The organism is Bacillus cereus group sp. MYBK95-2 (assembly GCF_051915225.1).
Taxonomy (GTDB): Bacteria; Bacillota; Bacilli; order Bacillales; family Bacillaceae_G; genus Bacillus_A; species Bacillus_A cereus.
The window spans coordinates 282,918-302,861 of the sequence record NZ_JBQAEH010000001.1 but is presented as its reverse complement, the minus strand read 5'-3'; the positions used below and the strand labels follow the sequence as shown (position 1 = coordinate 302,861).

Sequence of the window (19,944 nt, the reverse complement as noted above, 5' to 3'; positions counted from 1 at the left end):
GAGAAATCTTTCTTTGTGGTACGTTTCAATTTATAATAGCAAATGGAAGGAGAGTGCTTATGTCTTTAACAAATGAACAACAAGAGCGATTTCAAATTTTGCTCCAGCAGTTGCAAATACCAGACGACCTTATAAATCAATATTTACAAGGCGGTGGTATTGAAAGGCTCGTTATTGATAAAGCGAATAAAAGTTGGCATTTTGATTTACAAGTGCCACGTATTTTGCCTACAGAATTATATGAATTGCTAGAAACAAAGCTTAAGCAATCATTTTCTCATATTGCAAGAACAACATTTGCATTAGAAACAGAGAATAAACAATTTACAGAAGAAGAAGTGAGGGCGTATTGGCCGCTTTGTACGGAACGAATTACATTTTCACCTATGTTCGCATACTTAAAGAAGCAGCTTCCACAGGTGAATGGAGTGAAGTTGCTAATAAATGTGAATAACGAGTTGGAGTCTACTGCTTTAAAGAAAAACGTTGCGAAACCAGTAGGGGATCAATACGAAGTTTTTGGATTCCCGCGTTTTCAGTTAGACACACATATACAGCAAAATACAGAAGAAATGCAAAAGTTTCGTGAACAAACGCAGCAAGAAGACCGCGAGCGTGTTATACAAGCTATGGAAGAAATGGCGAAGAAGCAAGCTGAAGAAAGCAGCGTTGTGTATGAAGGACCGATTACACTCGGGTATCTTATTAAGCCAGATGAAGAGATTACACCGATGCGAGAAATTCAAGATGAAGAAAGAAGAAAAACGGTTCAAGGATATGTCTTCCATGTAGAAACAAAAGAGCTTCGTAGTGGACGTACGTTATTAACTTTAAAAATAACGGATTATACGGATTCTATTATGATCAAAATGTTCTCGCGTGACAAAGAAGATATTCCAATGCTGCAATCCTTGAAAAAAGGAATGTGGGTGAAAGCGCGTGGTTCTGTTCAAAACGATACATTCGTTCGAGATTTAGTAATGATTGCAAATGATATTAATGAAATCACAGGACCGTCTCGTAAAGATAAAGCACCAGAAGGCGAAAAACGAGTAGAGCTGCATCTCCATACTCCGATGAGTCAAATGGACGCTGTCACTCCAGTTTCTAAGCTTGTTGCTCAAGCTGGTAAATGGGGACATGAGGCTATTGCGGTTACAGACCATGCCGTGGCTCAGTCTTTCCCAGAGGCGTATTCTGCGGGGAAGAAGGCTGGAGTTAAAGTTATATATGGTGTAGAAGCAAATTTAGTTAATGATGGTGTACCGATAGCATATAACGAAGCGCATCGTTTACTTGCAGAGGAAACGTATGTTGTTTTCGACGTTGAGACGACAGGTTTATCAGCTGTATACGATACAGTTATTGAGTTGGCTGCTGTAAAAGTAAAGGGTGGCGAAATTATTGACCGCTTTGAATCTTTTGCAAATCCGCATCAACCATTATCGGCGACGATCATTGAATTAACAGGTATTACAGATGATATGTTAACTGATGCACCTGAAGTGGACGAAGTGTTTAAAAAGTTTGAGGAATGGATGGGCGACCATACACTTGTTGCCCATAATGCGAGCTTTGATATGGGCTTTATTAACGTAGGTTTTAAAAAGGCTGGACTAGAAAAAACGAATAACCCCGTTATTGATACGTTAGAACTTGCACGATTCTTATTCCCAGAAATGAAAAATCATCGATTAAATACGATGTGTAAAAAACTTGATATTGAATTAACACAACATCACCGTGCAATTTATGATACAGAAGCGACGGGATATTTACTTGTGAAAATGTTGAAAGACGTAATTGAAAAGGGATTTGAATATCACGATCAATTAAATGATAGCATGGGACAAGGGGATGCGTATAAGCGTGGCCGTCCAAGTCATATGACGTTACTTGCCACATCAGATGTTGGATTGAAAAATTTATATAAACTTGTTTCATATTCTCACCTTAATTACTTTTACCGTGTACCACGTGTGCCGAGGTCACTATTAAAAAAATACCGTGAAGGAATTTTAGTAGGAACGGCTTGTGATAAAGGTGAAGTTTTCGAGGCAATGATGCAAAAGGCACCTGAAGAGGTAGAAGAAATTGCCCAGTTCTATGATTACATTGAAGTAATGCCTCCAGAGGTGTTGCGTCATTTAGTAGAACGTGAACTTGTTCGAGACGAAGGTCAATTAAAAACAATTATTTCTAACTTAGTAAAACTAGGTGAGACGTTAGATAAACCAGTTGTTGCTACAGGAAACGTGCATTATTTAGACCCTGAGGATGCAATGTATCGTAAAATTTTAGTCAGTTCGCAGGGCGGAGCCAATCCGTTAAATCGACATTCATTACCGCCAGTACATTTCCGTACAACTGATGAAATGTTAGAATGTTTTTCATTCTTAGGTGAAGATAAAGCGAAAGAAGTTGTTGTAACAAATACACAAAAGATTGCGTCATTAATTGGTGATGTGCATCCAGTAAAAGACGATCTATACACACCGAAAATTGAAGGTGCTGATGATGAAACGCGTGATATGAGTTATAAAATGGCGCGTAGCATTTATGGTGAAGAGCTACCGGAAATTGTAGAAGCACGTTTAGAAAAAGAATTAAAAAGTATTATTGGGCATGGATTCGCCGTAATTTATTTAATTTCACATAAGCTTGTGAAAAAATCGTTAGTAGACGGATATCTAGTAGGTTCGCGTGGATCGGTAGGATCATCATTTGTTGCAACGATGATGGAAATTACAGAAGTAAACCCATTACCACCACACTATGTATGTCCGAAGTGTAAGCAATCAGAATTCTTTAATGATGGTTCTGTAGGCTCTGGTTTTGACTTACCAGATAAAGAATGTCCTGCTTGTAATATTCCATATGTAAAAGATGGACATGACATTCCGTTCGAAACATTCCTTGGATTTAAAGGAGATAAGGTACCCGATATCGATTTGAACTTCTCCGGGGAATACCAACCACGTGCCCATAACTATACGAAAGTACTGTTCGGTGAAGACTATGTATATCGTGCAGGAACGATTGGTACAGTTGCGGAAAAAACTGCTTACGGATATGTAAAAGGTTATGCAAATGATCATAACTTAACGATTCGAAATGCAGAGATTGATCGCTTAGTAGCAGGGTGTACCGGTGTAAAACGTACAACAGGACAGCATCCAGGCGGTATTATCGTTGTGCCAGATTACATGGATATCTTTGATTTCTCACCAATACAGTATCCAGCTGATTCAATTGGTGCTGAATGGAGAACAACGCATTTTGATTTCCACTCGATTCATGATAATTTATTGAAACTTGATATACTAGGACACGATGATCCGACCGTTATTCGTATGTTACAAGATTTAAGTGGTATTGATCCGAAAACAATCCCAACGGATGATCCAGAAGTAATGAAAATTTTCTCTGGTCCAGAATCGTTAGGGGTAACGGAAGAACAAATTAACTGTAAAACAGGTACACTTGGTATACCAGAGTTTGGTACAAAATTCGTAAGACAGATGTTAGAAGAGACAAAACCGACGACATTCTCAGAGTTAGTCCAAATTTCTGGACTATCACATGGTACCGACGTATGGCTTGGTAATGCAAACGAGTTAATTTATAACGGTACATGTACGCTGAGCGAAGTTATCGGTTGTCGTGATGACATCATGGTATATTTAATCTATCAAGGTCTAGATCCATCATTAGCCTTCAAAATCATGGAGTCGGTTCGTAAAGGTAAAGGTGTACCGGAAGAATGGGAAGAAGACATGAAAAATAATAATGTACCAGGTTGGTATATTGATTCATGTAAGAAGATTAAATACATGTTCCCTAAAGCCCATGCGGCTGCTTACGTACTTATGGCTGTACGTATCGCATACTTTAAAGTACATTTTGCACTGTTATTCTATGCCGCATATTTTACAGTTCGTGCAGATGATTTTGATGTAGAGGCAATGGCGAAAGGTTCAGCATCTATACGTGCAAGAATTGATGAAATTGCTCAAAAGGGACTCGATGCTGCGCCGAAAGAGAAGAGTTTATTAACGGTACTAGAAATGACACTTGAAATGTGTGAGCGTGGATACTCATTCCAAAAGGTGGATTTATACCGCTCACATGCAACAGAATTTATTATTGATGGAGATACATTAATCCCTCCATTTAATGCAGTACCTGGTCTTGGCACAAACGCAGCTTTAAGTATTGTAGAAGCACGTAAAAATGGAGACTTCTTATCAAAAGAAGACTTGCAACAGCGAAGTAAGGTTTCGAAAACAATTATTGAGTATTTAGATAGCCAAGGTTGTTTAGGAGACTTACCAGATCAAAACCAGTTATCACTGTTCTAGTAGGTAGGAAAAGTCTTTGCAAATCAACATTTCCTATGATATACTATTAACCGAGATAACCATGTCATGTATATTGTGTAAAGAAAAGAGTGGGGAAACCCACTCTTTCGTGTTACTATCTATGTTTTATCTACGTAGATAGGTAAAAGATTTCTGTCGTATATACATATTTTGTTACAAGTTTTACTTCTTAAATTTGGTAATACTAAGACAGATAATCCCTGCTGAACAGCAGGGGCTTTTGTTAGCTAACGAGAAAGAATAAGATAGACCGTTTTTAAATTGGCGGGGTCTTCTTCTTTTAAATGGTACATGACGGCAGGAAGGAGGCTGTTTATGGATAAGAAAGTCACAGAAGTTGTAGAAGCATTTGCGCAGCCGATCGTTGAAGAGTTAAATCTTGAACTTGTAGATGTAGAGTATGTGAAAGAAGGACAAGACTGGTTCTTACGCGTATTCATCGATTCTGAAAAGGGAGTCGACATTGAAGAATGCGGTGCGGTAAGTGAACGTTTAAGCGAAGCTTTAGATAAAGAGGACCCAATTCCTCATCTTTACTTTTTGGATGTATCATCTCCTGGAGCGGAACGCCCATTAAAGAAAGAAAAAGACTTCCAGCAAGCGGTAGGAAAACAAGTGGCAATTAAAACATATGAGCCGATTGATGGTGAAAAGATGTTTGAAGGAAAACTGCTTTCTTACGATGGTACAACAATAACATTATTATTAACAATTAAAACACGTAAAAAAGAAATCCAAATTTCGATGGATAAAGTCGCAAATGCGCGACTTGCTGTTACGTTTTAGTTAGAAGGGGGATCTTCATGAGCACTGAGTTATTAGATGCTTTGCTCGTATTAGAATCTGAAAAAGGCATTAGCAAAGACATTATTATTGATGCGATTGAAGCAGCTTTAATCTCTGCTTATAAGCGCAATTTTAATCAAGCACAAAACGTTCGTGTGAGCTTTAACCCAGAAGTGGGAACAATTCAAGTTTTAGCACGTAAAGACGTAGTAGACAATGTGTTTGATCCACGTCTTGAAATTTCTGTAGAGGAAGCAAGACAAATTAATCCAAACTACCAAGATGGTGACGTACTAGAAATTGAAGTAACACCAAAAGACTTTGGTCGTATTGCAGCACAAACTGCAAAACAAGTTGTAACACAACGAGTGCGTGAAGCAGAGCGCGGTGTTATTTACTCTGAGTTTAGTGATCGTGAAGAAGATATTATGGTAGGTATTGTACAACGTCAAGATGCTCGTTTCATCTATGTAAGCTTAGGAAAAGTAGAAGCTTTATTACCTGTAAGTGAGCAAATGCCTAATGAGCAATACAAACCACATGATCGTATTCGCGTATTCATTACGAAAGTAGAAAAAACGACAAAAGGACCACAAATTTACGTATCACGTACACATCCTGGTCTTTTAAAACGTTTATTCGAAATGGAAGTTCCTGAAATCTATGATGGAACTGTAGAAATTCGTTCTGTAGCACGTGAAGCTGGCGATCGCTCTAAGATCTCTGTATATGCAGAGAACACTGATGTTGATCCAGTTGGTTCTTGTGTAGGACCAAAAGGGCAACGTGTACAACGCATTGTAGACGAATTAAAAGGTGAAAAAATTGACATCGTTCGCTGGTCAAATGATCCAGTTGAATATGTTGCAAATGCATTAAGCCCATCACAAGTTGTTAAAGTACTTGTAGATGAAGAAGAAAAAGCGACAACAGTAGTTGTTCCAGACCACCAGCTATCATTAGCTATCGGTAAGCGTGGACAAAATGCACGTCTTGCAGCTAAATTAACAGGCTGGAAAATTGACATTAAGAGTGAGTCTGATGCGAAACAACTTGGTATTGTAACAGAAGAAGATAGCGTAATCGCATTTGGATTCGATTCAGTGGAAGACGAAATCGAATAGAGGTGATGAGTATGAGCAATCGAAAAGTTCCGTTACGAAAATGTGTTGCAACGCAAGAAATGAAATCAAAACGAGAGCTCGTTCGCATTGTTCGTTCCAAAGAGGGAGAAGTGTCCATTGATTTAACTGGGAAAAAATCAGGACGAGGTGCTTACTTGTCGAAGGACAAGGAGAGCATTCTTCAAGCTCAAAAGAAAAATGTTTTGGAACATCATCTAAAAGCGAAAATCGACGGTTCTTTATATGAAGAGCTTCTTGAGCTTGCTGAGAAGGAGTCGAAATAAGTGTCCGATTGGAAATCGTTTTTAGGACTAGCAAACCGGGCTCGGAAAATTATTTCGGGTGAAGAACTCGTTTTAAAAGAAGTACGAAGTGGCAAAGCAAAACTTGTATTGCTATCTGAAGATGCGTCAGTAAATACTACAAAACGCATCACAGATAAAACTACGTACTACAACGTACCAATGAGAAAGGTCGAAAATCGACAACAATTAGGGCATGCGATTGGGAGAGATGAGCGAGTCGTTGTAGCTGTGTTAGATGAAGGCTTTGCGAAAAAGCTGCGTAGCATGCTCGATACAAATTACCGGGGGTGAAGGTATGAGTAAAATTCGAGTGCATGAATATGCAAAAAAACATAATATCTCAAGTAAAGATCTTATGACAAAACTAAAAGAAATGAATATCGAGGTTTCGAATCATATGACAATGTTAGACGATGAAGTAGTAAATAAATTAGATAATGAATATCAAACTGAAAAACCTTCTGTTGCAGATGAGTTTGAAGTAGAAGAAAAAGTTGTTCGCAGTAAAAAGAACAGTAATAAGAAAAAGAAAAAAGGCAAAGGAAACGAAGACAAACGTCAAGAGAACTTTGCTGGTAGACAACAAACTCAAATTGTAGAAACACCAGATAAAATTACTTTCTCTGGAAGCCTTACAGTAGGAGATCTTGCTAAAAAATTAAGCAAAGAGCCATCTGAAATTATTAAGAAGCTCTTCATGCTTGGAATTATGGCAACAATTAACCAAGACTTGGATAAAGATACAATTGAGTTAATTGCTAACGACTACGGTATTGAAGTAGAAGAAGAAGTAATTGTGAGCGAGACTGAGTTTGAAACATTCATTGATGAGCAAGATGATGAAGAGAACTTAAAAGAACGTCCAGCTGTAGTTACAATCATGGGACACGTTGACCACGGTAAAACAACATTACTGGATTCTATTCGTAACTCAAAAGTAACTGCAGGCGAAGCGGGTGGAATTACTCAGCATATCGGTGCATATCAAGTTGAAGTAAACGATAAGAAGATTACATTCTTAGATACACCTGGTCACGCAGCATTTACAACGATGCGTGCTCGTGGTGCACAAGTAACGGATATTACAATCCTTGTTGTTGCAGCGGATGACGGTGTTATGCCACAAACGGTTGAAGCAATTAACCATGCGAAGGCAGCAGGAGTACCAATTATTGTTGCTGTGAATAAAATGGATAAACCAGCTGCAAACCCTGATCGCGTAATGCAAGAACTAACAGAATATGAATTAGTTCCAGAAGCTTGGGGCGGAGATACTATTTTCGTACCAATTTCTGCAATTCAAGGCGAAGGCATTGACAACTTACTAGAAATGATCCTTCTTGTAAGTGAAGTAGAAGAATACAAAGCAAATCCAAACCGCTATGCAACTGGTACAGTAATCGAAGCGCAGCTTGATAAAGGTAAAGGAACTATCGCGACATTACTTGTTCAAAACGGTACGCTTCGAGTTGGAGATCCAATCGTTGTTGGAACTTCATTCGGACGTGTTCGTGCAATGGTAAGTGATATTGGTCGTCGTGTAAAAGTTGCTGGTCCATCAACTCCTGTTGAAATTACTGGTTTAAACGAAGTACCACAGGCTGGAGATCGTTTCATGGCATTCGCTGATGAGAAGAAAGCTCGTCAAATTGGTGAATCACGTGCACAAGAAGCGTTAGTTGCACAACGTGGTGAGAAATCTAAATTAAGCCTTGAAGATTTATTCCAACAAATCCAAGAGGGCGATGTAAAAGAAATTAACTTAATCGTAAAAGCAGACGTACAAGGTTCTGTTGAAGCGATGGCAGCATCACTTCGTAAAATTGATGTTGAAGGCGTAAAAGTTAAAATCATTCACACTGGTGTAGGTGCGATTACAGAATCTGATATCATTTTAGCTTCTGCATCTAATGCAATTGTAATTGGATTTAACGTACGTCCAGATGTGAACGCGAAGCGTACAGCTGAATTAGAGAACGTTGATATTCGTTTACACCGTATTATTTATAAAGTAATCGAAGAGATTGAAGCAGCGATGCAAGGTATGCTTGATCCAGAATTCGAAGAAAAAGTAATCGGTCAAGCAGAAGTTCGTCAAACGTTTAAAGTAACAAAAGTTGGAACAATCGCAGGTTGTTATGTAACAGACGGTAAAATTACGCGTGATAGTGGCGTACGTATTATCCGTGACGGCGTAGTAATTTTCGAAGGACAACTTGATACGTTAAAACGTTTCAAAGACGACGTAAAAGAAGTTGCACAAAACTATGAGTGTGGTATTACAATTGAGAGATATAATGATCTTAAAGAAGGGGACATCATTGAAGCGTATATTATGGAAGAAGTGAAGCGATGATTATCGCTTCACTCTCATTCGAGTGTATGATTTACGATGTGCATTCTTTAAAAGAGAAACGTGCAATTTTACAACGTGTGTTAACTCGTGTGAAACAGCGCTATAATGTAGCTGTTTCTGAAGTTGGGCACCAAGATGTATGGCAACGTACAGAAATTGCAATTGTTTCCGTATCCTCAAATCGTGTTATCTGTGAAAAAGAAATGAATCGTGTACTTGAGTACATCGATTCATTTCCTGAAATTGAACGTACAATAACACATTTGGAATGGTATTGAATGAGGTGAAGAGTTATGAAATTACGTGCGAACCGTGTGGGCGAGCAAATGAAAAAAGAATTAGGCGATATTATCAGTCGTAAAATTAAAGACCCACGTATTGGATTTGTTACAGTAACAGATGTACAAGTGAGTGGTGATTTACAAATTGCTAAAGTATATATTTCTGTTTTAGGTGACGAAGAACAGAAAGAAAATACTTTAAAAGGTTTAGCGAAGGCAAAAGGCTTTATTCGTTCAGAAATTGGCCAACGTATTCGTCTTCGTAAAACACCGGAAATTACCTTTGAGTTTGATGAGTCTATCGGATATGGTCATCGAATTGATACACTTTTACATGAAATTAATAAAGACGGTAAACGTGAAGAATAATGGATAGACATTTGTCTATCCATTTTTTCAATGCAAAATAAGTTTTGGATATTTAATACGAAAGAATTATGATGAGGTGAACATATATGGAAGGTGTAGTATTATTACATAAGCCAAAAGGCATGACATCACATGATTGTGTATTTAAATTAAGAAAGATATTGCGAGAAAAGAGAATTGGTCATACGGGAACATTAGATCCAGATGTAACAGGAGTATTACCAATTTGCGTTGGAAGAGCAACGAAAATTGCACAATTTTTAACAAGTGAAACGAAAACATATGAAGGTGAAGTAACATTAGGGTTTTCAACGACAACTGAAGACGCTTCTGGTGAGGTTGTTGAAACGAAAAATGTAGATCGTACTATTACTCGTATGGAAGTAGAGAAAGTCCTTGCGGAATTAACAGGCACGATTGAACAAATGCCACCAATGTTCTCGGCTGTAAAAGTAAACGGGAAAAAATTATATGAATATGCAAGAGCAGGACAAGAGGTGGAACGTCCAGTTCGTACAATTACAATTCATGAATTCGTATTACTTGATGATCGTGAAGTTTTTGAAGGAGAAAATATTTCATTCCGTTTCCGTGTAACGTGTAGTAAAGGAACATATGTAAGAACGTTAGCTGTAATGATCGGGGAGAAACTTGGTTTCCCATCACATATGTCTCACCTTGTAAGAACGGCATCTGGTGAATTTTTATTAGAAGATTGCATATCATTTGAAGAAATTGAAGAAAACGTGCAAAATGGAACAGTAGAGTCTATCTTCATTTCAATTGATGAAGCATTAAGTAAGTTTCCAAAAATGGTTGTAGATGAAAAGCAAGCAGAGAAAATAAAGAATGGTATGTTCTTAAAGAATGAATTAGAAATAACAGCACCATTTATTACAGTGTTTGATAAAAATGATCGTTGCTTAGCAATTTATGAACATCATCCGAAACATCCTGGCATGTTAAAGCCGATGAAAGTACTTGTGAATAATCAAGAACTAAAGCTATAATGAATTATTGGAAGGATTATTACAGAAAAAGGTGAATTCAAGCGTGAAACTTATTCATTTAACTCATCCACATGAACAAAATAAATTAGAATTACCACCTACTGTAATGGCATTAGGATTTTTTGATGGCATTCATTTAGGACATCAATGTGTAATTCGAACTGCGAAAAAAATAGCGGACGAACGAGGATATAAAAGTGCAGTTATGACATTTCATCCTCATCCATCTGTTGTTTTAGGGAAAAAGGATGCGCATGTGGAGTATATTACACCAATGCGTGATAAAGAAAAAATAGTCGAAAGCTTAGGAATCGATATATTATATGTGATTAAATTTGATGAATCATTTGCAGGGTTATTACCGCAACAATTTGTAGATGATTATATTATTGGTTTAAATGTAAAGCATGTAGTAGCAGGGTTTGATTATTCATATGGACGTTTAGGAAAAGGAAAGATGGAGACTTTACCATTTCATGCAAGAGGGGAGTTTACACAGACTGTGATTGAAAAAGTTGAATTTCAAGAAGAGAAAGTAAGTTCTACAGCATTACGAAAGTTAATTCGAAATGGCGAAATGGAGCAAATTCCATCTATTTTAGGTAGAGCCTATACTGTAGCGGGAACAGTTATACACGGCGACAAACGTGGGCGTCAAATTGGTTTCCCGACAGCTAATGTAGGTTTAAGTGATGAGTATTTATTGCCACCTGTAGGTGTTTATGCAGTGAGATTAAAAGTTCACGATGAATGGTACGATGGTGTATGTAATATTGGATATAAACCGACTTTTAAAGAAGATGAGCGTCAATTATCAATTGAAGTGCACTTATTTGAATTTAACAAAGATATATACGATCAAAATGTTACAGTAGAGTGGCATATGCGTATAAGAGCAGAAAAGAAATTCAACGGTATTGATGAGTTAGTTGAACAAATCGCAAAAGATAAGAAAACAGCACAAGACTATTTTATGAGCGAAAAGAATATACTTGCTTTTTCAAATGAAAAGTAGTATTCTATGTTATGTACTTTATGACAACCATTGCTTGGCATTGCGACTCACCGACGCTTGCTAGGTAATTGGGGGTTTAATTAATAGGAGGTGAAATAGGATGGCTTTAACACAAGAACGTAAAAATGAAATCATTGCACAATTTAGAACTCATGAGACTGATACTGGTTCTCCAGAGGTTCAAATTGCTGTCCTAACGGAGCAAATTAACACTCTAAACGAGCACTTACGTACTCACAAGAAAGATCATCATTCACGTCGTGGTCTATTAAAGATGGTTGGTAAACGTCGTAACTTACTAACTTACCTTCGTAATAGCGATATCACACGTTACCGTGAATTAATCACAAAGCTTGGCTTACGTCGATAGTCAAAGAAGCGGGAATATTCCCGCTTTTTTGTTAGGTAAAAATATATCTTCTACGCTTTATAGCTTACTTAATTTTAGGCAATACTAGAGGTAGAATATTGTGATATACTATCCATTTACATAGAAGAATTGAATACTTTAAATTGAGAGGGGTACTTAAATGAGTCAAGAAAAGCAAGTCTTCTCGATAGATTTAGCTGGTCGCCAGCTAACAGTTGAAACTGGTCAGCTTGCAAAACAAGCGAACGGAGCAGTATTAGTAAGATATGGCGATACAGCGGTTCTATCTACAGCAACTGCATCAAAAGAAGCAAAAAATGTAGATTTCTTCCCACTTACAGTAAACTATGAAGAGCGTTTATATGCAGTCGGAAAAATTCCTGGCGGTTTTATTAAGCGTGAAGGTCGTCCAAGTGAAAAAGCAATTTTGGCAAGTCGTTTAATCGACCGTCCAATTCGTCCGCTATTCGCAGATGGCTTCCGTAACGAAGTACAAGTTGTCAGCATTGTAATGAGTGTTGATCAAGATTGTTCTTCTGAAATGGCAGCTATGCTTGGTTCTTCATTAGCGTTATCGATTTCAGATATTCCATTTGAAGGTCCAATCGCTGGTGCGACAGTTGGCCGTATTAATGGCGAATTCGTTATTAACCCAACAGTAGAACAGCAAGAACAAAGTGATATCCACTTAGTTGTAGCTGGTACGAAAGATGCGATTAACATGGTTGAAGCAGGAGCAGATCAAGTACCTGAAGAAACAATGTTAGAAGCAATTATGTTTGGTCATGACGAAATTAAACGTCTAATTGCATTCCAAGAAGAGATTGTACAAGCTGTAGGTAAAGAGAAATCAGAAGTGAAACTTTATGAAGTTGACGCTGATCTTAACCAAGCTGTACGTGAAATGGCTGAAGAAGATATGCATTCAGCAATTCAAGTACATGAGAAACATGCACGTGAAGATGCAATTAACGAAGTGAAAAAGCGTGTTATTGAGCATTACGAAGCGCAGGAAGCTGACGCTGATACATTAGGACAAGTAAATGAGATTTTATATAAAATTGTAAAAGAAGAAGTACGTCGTCTTATTACAGTTGAAAAAATCCGTCCAGATGGCCGTAAAGGTGACGAAATCCGTCCATTAGCATCAGAGGTTGGTATTTTATCTCGTACACACGGTTCTGGTTTGTTCACTCGTGGACAAACACAAGCATTAAGTATTTGTACATTAGGTGCATTAGGCGATGTGCAAATTTTAGATGGTCTTGGTGTAGAAGAATCAAAACGCTTTATGCACCATTACAATTTCCCATCATTTAGTGTTGGTGAAACAAGACCAATGCGTGGACCAGGTCGTCGTGAAATCGGCCACGGTGCACTAGGAGAACGCGCACTTGAGCCTGTAATTCCATCTGAAAAAGATTTCCCATACACAGTACGTCTTGTATCTGAAGTTTTAGAATCAAATGGTTCTACTTCACAAGCAAGTATTTGTGGTAGTACTTTAGCAATGATGGATGCTGGTGTTCCACTTAAAGCTCCAGTTGCAGGTATTGCAATGGGTCTAGTTAAAACTGGTGAGCATTACACAATTTTATCTGATATTCAAGGTATGGAAGATCATTTAGGTGATATGGACTTTAAAGTAGCAGGTACAGCACAAGGTGTAACTGCACTACAAATGGACATTAAAATCGATGGTCTATCTCGTGAAATTTTAGAAGAGGCATTACAACAAGCAAAAGTTGGTCGTGTGCACATTCTAAATCATATGTTATCTGTTATTCCAGAGCCACGCACTGAATTATCAGCGTACGCTCCAAAGATTATTACAATGACAATTAATCCAGATAAAATCCGTGACGTTATCGGACCGAGCGGTAAACAAATCAATAAAATTATTGAAGAAACTGGCGTTAAAATTGACATCGAGCAAGATGGCACAGTATTCATTTCTTCAATAAACCAAGAAATGAACGACAAAGCTAAGAAAATTATCGAAGATATCGTTCGCGAAGTACAAGTAGGTGAAATCTACGAAGGAAAAGTGAAACGTGTTGAGAAATTCGGTGCTTTCGTTGAATTATTCAGCGGTAAAGATGGATTAGTTCATATTTCTGAACTTGCACTTGAGCGTGTAGGTAAAGTAGAAGACGTTGTAAAAATCGGTGATGTAATTACAGTTAAAGTTATCGAGATTGACAAGCAAGGTCGCGTAAATCTATCTAGAAAAGTATTGCTAAAAGAAGAGCAAGAAAAAGAAGCTGCTAAAGAAGAAAACAAACAAGAGCAGCAATAAGTAAAAGCCAGTTTAACTGGCTTTTTTTGTTATGTAAAAATATGATTTATATATATTTTTATGTCAGCATAGGTATAGTTTTCATTATAACGCTCAAATTAACAAAGATAAGAAGAAAATGTTTTTATATAGTTAATTTGGGAGGGTTTATATGAAAGTTCGTATATTGGCATACATATGTATATTTTCTTTATATGTCAGTTTAGGCTCTTATTCTGTTTTTGCACAAGATAACTTGCATGAAGAAATTCAAAAGCATGCAAAAAAGTATGAGATTGCACCTCAAAATGCGATGATTGATAAAATATGGAAGGCAACACCTGGATATAATGGAAGACAAGTGGATATTGAAGCATCGTATAATAATATGAAGAAGCTAAAGGAATTTGATCAAAAATATCTTGAATTCAAAGAAGTCTCACCGAGTGTTCATTTAGAAGATTTATCACCCGCTCCAATTTATAGAGGCCATCCAAATAAAAAAATGGTAGGATTAACAATAAATGTGGCATGGGGAAATGAGTATTTGCCTCGCATATTAGAGATATTGAAAAAGCATGATGTGAAGGCCACTTTCTTTTTAGAAGGACGTTGGGTGAAAGAAAATTTACGATTTGCAAAAATGATTGTCGATGCAAATCAAGAAGTCGGAAATCATTCTTATACGCACCCTAATATGAAAACGCTATCGTCTGATGAAATACGAGAGCAGTTACAAAAAACAAATCGAATGATAGAAGTAGTAACGAATCAAAAAGTAAGATGGTTTGCCCCGCCGAGTGGAAGTTTTCGAGATGAAGTCGTGAAAATCGCTGATGATTTCCAAATGGGAACGATTATGTGGACTGTCGATACAATCGATTGGAAGCGACCTGAGCCAGATGTACTATTGCAGAGAGTAATGAGAAAAATACACCCAGGTGCTATCGTATTAATGCATCCTACTTCGTCAACGGCAGAAGCATTAGATACAATGATTAAAAAATTGAAGGAACAAGGATATAAAGTGGGGAATATAACAGAATTACTGGATGAAAAACGTGTGGATTAAATACATTTGCATGACATTCATCCTTAAACTTGTTATCATTAAATAATAGCACTTATTTAGAGAAACTGGCAGTAGGAGGAAAGTTTTTGATTAAAAAATATACTTGTAAAAATGGTGTAAGAATAGTTATGGAGAATATACCAACTGTAAGATCGGTTGCGATTGGTATTTGGATCCATGCGGGATCAAGAAATGAAAATGAAAAAAATAACGGGATTTCTCACTTTTTAGAGCATATGTTCTTTAAAGGGACAGAAACACGTAGTGCACGAGAGATTGCAGAATCATTTGATAGCATTGGTGGTCAAGTGAATGCATTTACTTCAAAAGAATATACATGTTACTATGCAAAAGTATTAGATGAGCATGCTAAATATGCTTTAGATGTTTTAGCAGATATGTTCTTTAATTCAACATTTGATGAGGAAGAACTGAAAAAAGAGAAGAATGTCGTATGTGAAGAAATTAAAATGTACGAAGATGCTCCAGATGATATTGTGCATGATATGTTAACGAAAGCAACATATGAAACGCATCCACTTGGATATCCTATTTTAGGAACAGAAGAAACGCTTAATACGTTTACAGGTGATACGTTACGTCAATATATAAAAGATCATTACACACCTGAAAATGTAGTTGTATCAATCGCAGGAAATATTGATGAAGCATTTTTACAAACAGTGGAGCAATATTTCGGTAGTTATGAAGGAACAACAAACCGTGAACAAGTACATAGCCCAATTTTCCATTTCAATAAGGTAGCCCGTAAAAAAGAAACGGAACAAGCTCATTTATGTCTAGGATATAAAGGCTTACAAATGGGACACGAAGATATTTATAACTTAATTGTATTAAATAATGTTTTAGGCGGTAGCATGAGTAGCCGTTTATTCCAAGAAGTACGTGAGCAACGTGGATTAGCTTACTCAGTATTTTCTTACCACTCTTCTTATGAAGATACAGGCATGTTAACACTTTACGGTGGAACAGGTAGCCAACAATTAGATACATTGTATGAAACAATGCAAGAAACATTAGAGACATTGAAAAATACAGGTATTACAGAAAAAGAGCTTATGAATAGTAAAGAGCAATTAAAAGGAAACTTAATGTTAAGTTTAGAAAGTACAAATAGCCGTATGAGCCGTAACGGTAAAAATGAATTGCTTCTTCGTAAACATCGTTCACTTGATGAGATTATTGAAAGTGTAAACACTGTAACAAAAGAAAATGTGGACGGATTAATTCGCAATATGTTTACTGACGAGTTCTCTGCGGCACTTATTAGTCCAGACGGAAAACTTCCAAAAGGAATAAAACTATAATCAATTTTTACGATGTATAAAAAATAACCTTCTCTCTTTTTAAATGAGAGAAGGTTATTTTTTTTATACATATAGAATAGGTACTAATTATAGACAATGCAAATGAAAAATTCAGTAGGGGAGTGGAGTGTGTATGCGATTAAGTGAATTAAGTGGTAAAGAGGTTGTAGATATAGAAAAAGCGGAAAAAATGGGAGTCTTAGGTTATATGGATTTAGAGATTAATGAGAAAGACGGGCAAATACAAACACTTATAATACCTGTAGGTAAGTGGGGAGGTTTTAAAAAGGAACCACAAGAAGTAAGGGTGGCATGGAGTCAAATAAAGAAAGTCGGACACGATATGCTTCTTTGTGATAGTATAGATCGTTCAAATTCGGAGTGAAGGATGGCCATTTTGGTCATCTTTTTTTGTATCTACATAGAAACCTGATAAATCATATGTGCATTTGGATTTTCAATCACCATAAACTCGTACATTACATATGATGTGGAGGAAAAAGAAAAAGTAGGCACTTTTCTTATAAATGACAGAAAAAGAAGGTGAATTAGGGAATGTTGACTGAGATGCATATTGCTGTCATAGGAGGAGATGCAAGGCAGCTAGAAGTAATTCGTAAGCTAGTTGAATTGGATGCGAAACTTTCTTTGATAGGTTTTGATCAGTTAGATCATGGTTTCACAGGGGCAGCAAAAGAAAGTATACAAAATTTAGATTTCACTTCTGTAGACGCAATTATTTTGCCGGTTGCCGGTACAAATGCCAAAGGAGAAGTAGATACTATTTTTTCAAATGAAAAAGTTTCAATAACGAAAGAACAAATTGAAAATACACCAGAACACTTTACTATATATTCAGGTATTGGTACACCTTACTTGGAAAATCTCGTATCTACTACGAACCGAAAACTTGTTAAATTATTTGATCGTGATGATGTAGCAATATACAATTCTATTCCAACGGTAGAAGGTACATTAATGATGGTAATTCAACATACCGACTATACAATTCATGGGTCCAATGTAATGGTTCTAGGATTTGGTAGAACAGGAATGAGTGTTGCGAGAGCATTTCAATCATTAGGAGCCCATGTCAAAGTTGGAGCAAGACGATCTGAACATATTGCACGTATTACAGAAATGATGTTTTCTCCTTTTCATATGCAAGACATAGAGAAAGAAGTAGGAAATATCGATATTGTAATTAATACGATTCCGCACCTCGTTGTAACAGCGAATGTTATTGCAAAAATGCCAGCTCATACGTTAGTGATTGATTTAGCTTCTAAACCAGGCGGTACTGACTTTAGATATGCGGAAAAAAGAGGAGTCAAAGCATTGCTAGCACCTGGATTACCAGGTATTGTTGCCCCAAAAACGGCTGGGCAAATCTTAGCAAATGTTCTTTCTCAGTTATTAGCAGCAGATGCAATCGCAAAGGAGGAGGAAAAGAAATGAGTTTGAAGGGGAAACGAATTGGTTTCGGATTTACAGGTTCACATTGTACGTATGAGGAAGTTATGCCGCACTTAGAAAAATTAATTGCTGAAGGAGCAGAAGTACGTCCTGTTGTTTCATACACTGTTCAATCAACAAATACTAGATTTGGAGAAGGAGCAGAGTGGATTAAGAAGATTGAAGAAATAACAGGTTTTAAAGCAATTAATTCAATTGTTGGAGCAGAGCCACTTGGACCTAAAATTCCATTAGACTGCATGGTAATCGCTCCTTTAACAGGAAATTCTATGAGTAAATTTGCAAATGCAATGACAGATTCTCCAGTACTAATGGCAGCAAAAGCGACGCTAAGAAATGGCAAGCCTGTCGTATTGGCGGTTTCGACGAATGATGCTTTAGGGTTAAATGGGGTAAATCTCATGCGCCTAATGGCAACAAAAAACATCTACTTCGTCCCATTCGGTCAAGATGCGCCAGAGAAAAAACCGAACTCAATGGTAGCTCGTATGGAGTTACTGGAAGATACAGTATTAGAAGCGCTGCAAGGAAAGCAATTGCAACCGGTGGTCGTAGAAAAATTCAGATATATGAATTAAAAAACGAAAAAAAACGGACAATTTTTGATGAAACCATCATTCTTACTGTAGAATATGATAAAATTAACGTTATTAAGATTAGAAGGGGTATTGTATACTCCTTCTGATTCTAAGTTATAGAAGGATTGGTATCTAGAAAGGGGCATAGTGATGGAAAAGCAAAAAACTTTTCATGTCGCTGTAGTTGGAGCAACCGGCGCAGTTGGTGAACAAATGTTAAATACTTTAGAGAAACGAGAATTTCCAATCGGGAAATTAACGTTACTTTCATCTAAACGATCTGCAGGTAAGAAACTTGTATTTAAAGGCGAAGAATTTACAGTTCAAGAGGCAACTCCTGAAAGCTTTGAAGGAGTAGATATTGCACTATTTAGTGCTGGTGGATCTGTATCGAAACAATTAGCGCCAGAAGCAGCAAAACGCGGTGCGATTGTTGTTGATAATACAAGTGCATTCCGTATGACAGAAAACGTGCCACTTGTTGTACCTGAAGTAAATGAAAACGACTTAAAAGAACATAATGGTATTATTGCAAATCCAAACTGTTCTACAATTCAAATGGTAGTAGCTCTTGAGCCAGTTCGTCAGCAATATGGTTTAAAACGAGTAATCGTTTCCACATATCAAGCTGTATCAGGTGCTGGTGCGGCAGCTATTGAAGAACTGCATGAACAATCACAAGCAATCTTAAATGGCGAAGAAGTTAAGGCAAATGTTCTTCCTGTATCAGGTGATAAGAAGCATTTCCCAATTGCTTTTAATGCGATTCCACAGATTGATAAATTCCAAGATAATGGATTTACGTTTGAAGAAATGAAAATGATTAACGAAACGAAAAAAATTATGCATATGCCTGAATTAGAAGTAGCGGCAACATGTGTACGTTTACCAGTTGTATCAGGACACTCTGAGTCTGTTTACATCGAAGTAGAAAAAGAAGGCGTAACAGTAGCAGAATTAAAGAGCTTACTTGCAAATGCGGAAGGTATTGTTCTACAAGATAATCCAGAAGAGCAGTTATATCCAATGCCAGCTACTGCAGTAGGTAAAAACGAAGTATTCGTTGGAAGAATCCGTAAAGATTTAAATAACGATAAAGGATTCCATCTTTGGGTCGTATCTGATAACTTATTAAAAGGCGCTGCATGGAATTCTGTTCAAATTGCAGAGCGCTTAGTAAAATTACAATTAGTGTAAACGGCTAAGAGAAGGTG

18 protein-coding genes are annotated in these 19,944 nt (G+C 37.1%); all 18 read left to right on the top strand.

Annotated elements, in window-relative coordinates; genetic code table 11:
- The first annotated feature begins 59 nt into the window (after positions 1-59).
- The 18 genes from ACTFN4_RS01425 (at position 60) to asd (ending at position 19,927) form a co-directional block, all read left to right on the top strand.
- On the top strand, positions 60-4,361 hold the full coding sequence (locus ACTFN4_RS01425) for a PolC-type DNA polymerase III (RefSeq protein WP_000060005.1): 4,302 nt from the start codon (positions 60-62) through the stop codon (positions 4,359-4,361).
- A gap of 336 nt (positions 4,362-4,697) precedes the next feature.
- Positions 4,698-5,168 (top strand): ribosome maturation factor RimP, encoded by a 471-nt coding sequence (gene rimP / locus ACTFN4_RS01420; protein ID WP_000359096.1) that lies wholly within the window; start codon positions 4,698-4,700, stop codon positions 5,166-5,168.
- A 17-nt stretch (positions 5,169-5,185) separates the two neighbouring features.
- The gene (gene nusA / locus ACTFN4_RS01415) at positions 5,186-6,292 is read left to right on the top strand and encodes a transcription termination factor NusA (protein WP_000102604.1); all 1,107 of its coding nucleotides are present in this window, start codon (positions 5,186-5,188) and stop codon (positions 6,290-6,292) included.
- A gap of 11 nt (positions 6,293-6,303) precedes the next feature.
- On the top strand, positions 6,304-6,576 hold the full coding sequence (gene rnpM, locus ACTFN4_RS01410; RefSeq protein WP_439962037.1) for an RNase P modulator RnpM: 273 nt from the start codon (positions 6,304-6,306) through the stop codon (positions 6,574-6,576).
- Positions 6,577-6,888: a YlxQ family RNA-binding protein gene (locus ACTFN4_RS01405; protein ID WP_001286523.1), complete on the top strand. Its 312-nt coding sequence runs from the start codon at positions 6,577-6,579 to the stop codon at positions 6,886-6,888. It abuts the gene before it with no gap.
- A 4-nt stretch (positions 6,889-6,892) separates the two neighbouring features.
- Positions 6,893-8,953: a translation initiation factor IF-2 gene (gene infB, locus ACTFN4_RS01400; RefSeq protein ID WP_000036343.1), complete on the top strand. Its 2,061-nt coding sequence runs from the start codon at positions 6,893-6,895 to the stop codon at positions 8,951-8,953.
- Positions 8,950-9,231, top strand: coding sequence for a DUF503 domain-containing protein (locus ACTFN4_RS01395; protein WP_000582363.1), 282 nt, complete (start codon positions 8,950-8,952; stop codon positions 9,229-9,231). The genes infB and ACTFN4_RS01395 overlap by 4 nt, the downstream gene beginning before the upstream one ends.
- Before the next feature lie 15 nt (positions 9,232-9,246).
- Positions 9,247-9,603 (top strand): 30S ribosome-binding factor RbfA, encoded by a 357-nt coding sequence (gene rbfA / locus ACTFN4_RS01390; RefSeq protein ID WP_000776437.1) that lies wholly within the window; start codon positions 9,247-9,249, stop codon positions 9,601-9,603.
- A gap of 86 nt (positions 9,604-9,689) precedes the next feature.
- Positions 9,690-10,613, top strand: a complete 924-nt coding sequence (gene truB / locus ACTFN4_RS01385) for a tRNA pseudouridine(55) synthase TruB (RefSeq protein WP_000399352.1) — start codon at positions 9,690-9,692, stop codon at positions 10,611-10,613.
- 43 nt (positions 10,614-10,656) lie between these two features.
- Positions 10,657-11,628, top strand: a complete 972-nt coding sequence (gene ribF, locus ACTFN4_RS01380) for a bifunctional riboflavin kinase/FAD synthetase (RefSeq protein WP_439962036.1) — start codon at positions 10,657-10,659, stop codon at positions 11,626-11,628.
- Between the two features lie 100 nt (positions 11,629-11,728).
- On the top strand, positions 11,729-11,998 hold the full coding sequence (gene rpsO, locus ACTFN4_RS01375) for a 30S ribosomal protein S15 (RefSeq protein WP_001229392.1): 270 nt from the start codon (positions 11,729-11,731) through the stop codon (positions 11,996-11,998).
- 160 nt (positions 11,999-12,158) lie between these two features.
- Positions 12,159-14,297, top strand: coding sequence for a polyribonucleotide nucleotidyltransferase (gene pnp, locus ACTFN4_RS01370; RefSeq protein ID WP_000076737.1), 2,139 nt, complete (start codon positions 12,159-12,161; stop codon positions 14,295-14,297).
- Positions 14,298-14,448: 151 nt separating this feature from the next.
- Entirely contained in the window at positions 14,449-15,348 is a 900-nt protein-coding gene (locus ACTFN4_RS01365) for a polysaccharide deacetylase family protein (RefSeq protein ID WP_000868217.1), read from the top strand.
- Between the two features lie 86 nt (positions 15,349-15,434).
- On the top strand, positions 15,435-16,676 hold the full coding sequence (locus ACTFN4_RS01360; RefSeq protein WP_000592996.1) for a M16 family metallopeptidase: 1,242 nt from the start codon (positions 15,435-15,437) through the stop codon (positions 16,674-16,676).
- A 133-nt stretch (positions 16,677-16,809) separates the two neighbouring features.
- Entirely contained in the window at positions 16,810-17,061 is a 252-nt protein-coding gene (locus ACTFN4_RS01355; protein ID WP_001239759.1) for a YlmC/YmxH family sporulation protein, read from the top strand.
- Positions 17,062-17,231: 170 nt separating this feature from the next.
- Complete coding sequence (gene dpaA, locus ACTFN4_RS01350) at positions 17,232-18,134, top strand: dipicolinic acid synthetase subunit A (RefSeq protein ID WP_000954735.1); 903 nt, start codon at positions 17,232-17,234, stop codon at positions 18,132-18,134.
- On the top strand, positions 18,131-18,730 hold the full coding sequence (gene dpaB, locus ACTFN4_RS01345) for a dipicolinate synthase subunit B (protein WP_000053596.1): 600 nt from the start codon (positions 18,131-18,133) through the stop codon (positions 18,728-18,730). The genes dpaA and dpaB overlap by 4 nt, the downstream gene beginning before the upstream one ends.
- A gap of 150 nt (positions 18,731-18,880) precedes the next feature.
- Complete coding sequence (gene asd, locus ACTFN4_RS01340) at positions 18,881-19,927, top strand: aspartate-semialdehyde dehydrogenase (RefSeq protein ID WP_000414846.1); 1,047 nt, start codon at positions 18,881-18,883, stop codon at positions 19,925-19,927.
- Positions 19,928-19,944: the final 17 nt, after the last annotated feature.

Excerpts from the sequence above, each read along its gene's own strand:
- ACTFN4_RS01425 (WP_000060005.1), top strand. The coding sequence starts at position 60 with ATGTCTTTAACAAATGAACAACAAGAGCGATTTCAAATTTTGCTCCAG.
- rimP (WP_000359096.1), top strand. The coding sequence starts at position 4,698 with ATGGATAAGAAAGTCACAGAAGTTGTAGAAGCATTTGCGCAGCCGATC.
- nusA (WP_000102604.1), top strand. The coding sequence starts at position 5,186 with ATGAGCACTGAGTTATTAGATGCTTTGCTCGTATTAGAATCTGAAAAA.
- rnpM (WP_439962037.1), top strand. The coding sequence starts at position 6,304 with ATGAGCAATCGAAAAGTTCCGTTACGAAAATGTGTTGCAACGCAAGAA.
- infB (WP_000036343.1), top strand. The coding sequence starts at position 6,893 with ATGAGTAAAATTCGAGTGCATGAATATGCAAAAAAACATAATATCTCA.
- ACTFN4_RS01395 (WP_000582363.1), top strand. The coding sequence starts at position 8,950 with ATGATTATCGCTTCACTCTCATTCGAGTGTATGATTTACGATGTGCAT.
- rbfA (WP_000776437.1), top strand. The coding sequence starts at position 9,247 with ATGAAATTACGTGCGAACCGTGTGGGCGAGCAAATGAAAAAAGAATTA.
- truB (WP_000399352.1), top strand. The coding sequence starts at position 9,690 with ATGGAAGGTGTAGTATTATTACATAAGCCAAAAGGCATGACATCACAT.
- rpsO (WP_001229392.1), top strand. The coding sequence starts at position 11,729 with ATGGCTTTAACACAAGAACGTAAAAATGAAATCATTGCACAATTTAGA.
- pnp (WP_000076737.1), top strand. The coding sequence starts at position 12,159 with ATGAGTCAAGAAAAGCAAGTCTTCTCGATAGATTTAGCTGGTCGCCAG.
- ACTFN4_RS01365 (WP_000868217.1), top strand. The coding sequence starts at position 14,449 with ATGAAAGTTCGTATATTGGCATACATATGTATATTTTCTTTATATGTC.
- ACTFN4_RS01355 (WP_001239759.1), top strand. The coding sequence starts at position 16,810 with ATGCGATTAAGTGAATTAAGTGGTAAAGAGGTTGTAGATATAGAAAAA.
- dpaA (WP_000954735.1), top strand. The coding sequence starts at position 17,232 with ATGTTGACTGAGATGCATATTGCTGTCATAGGAGGAGATGCAAGGCAG.
- dpaB (WP_000053596.1), top strand. The coding sequence starts at position 18,131 with ATGAGTTTGAAGGGGAAACGAATTGGTTTCGGATTTACAGGTTCACAT.
- asd (WP_000414846.1), top strand. The coding sequence starts at position 18,881 with ATGGAAAAGCAAAAAACTTTTCATGTCGCTGTAGTTGGAGCAACCGGC.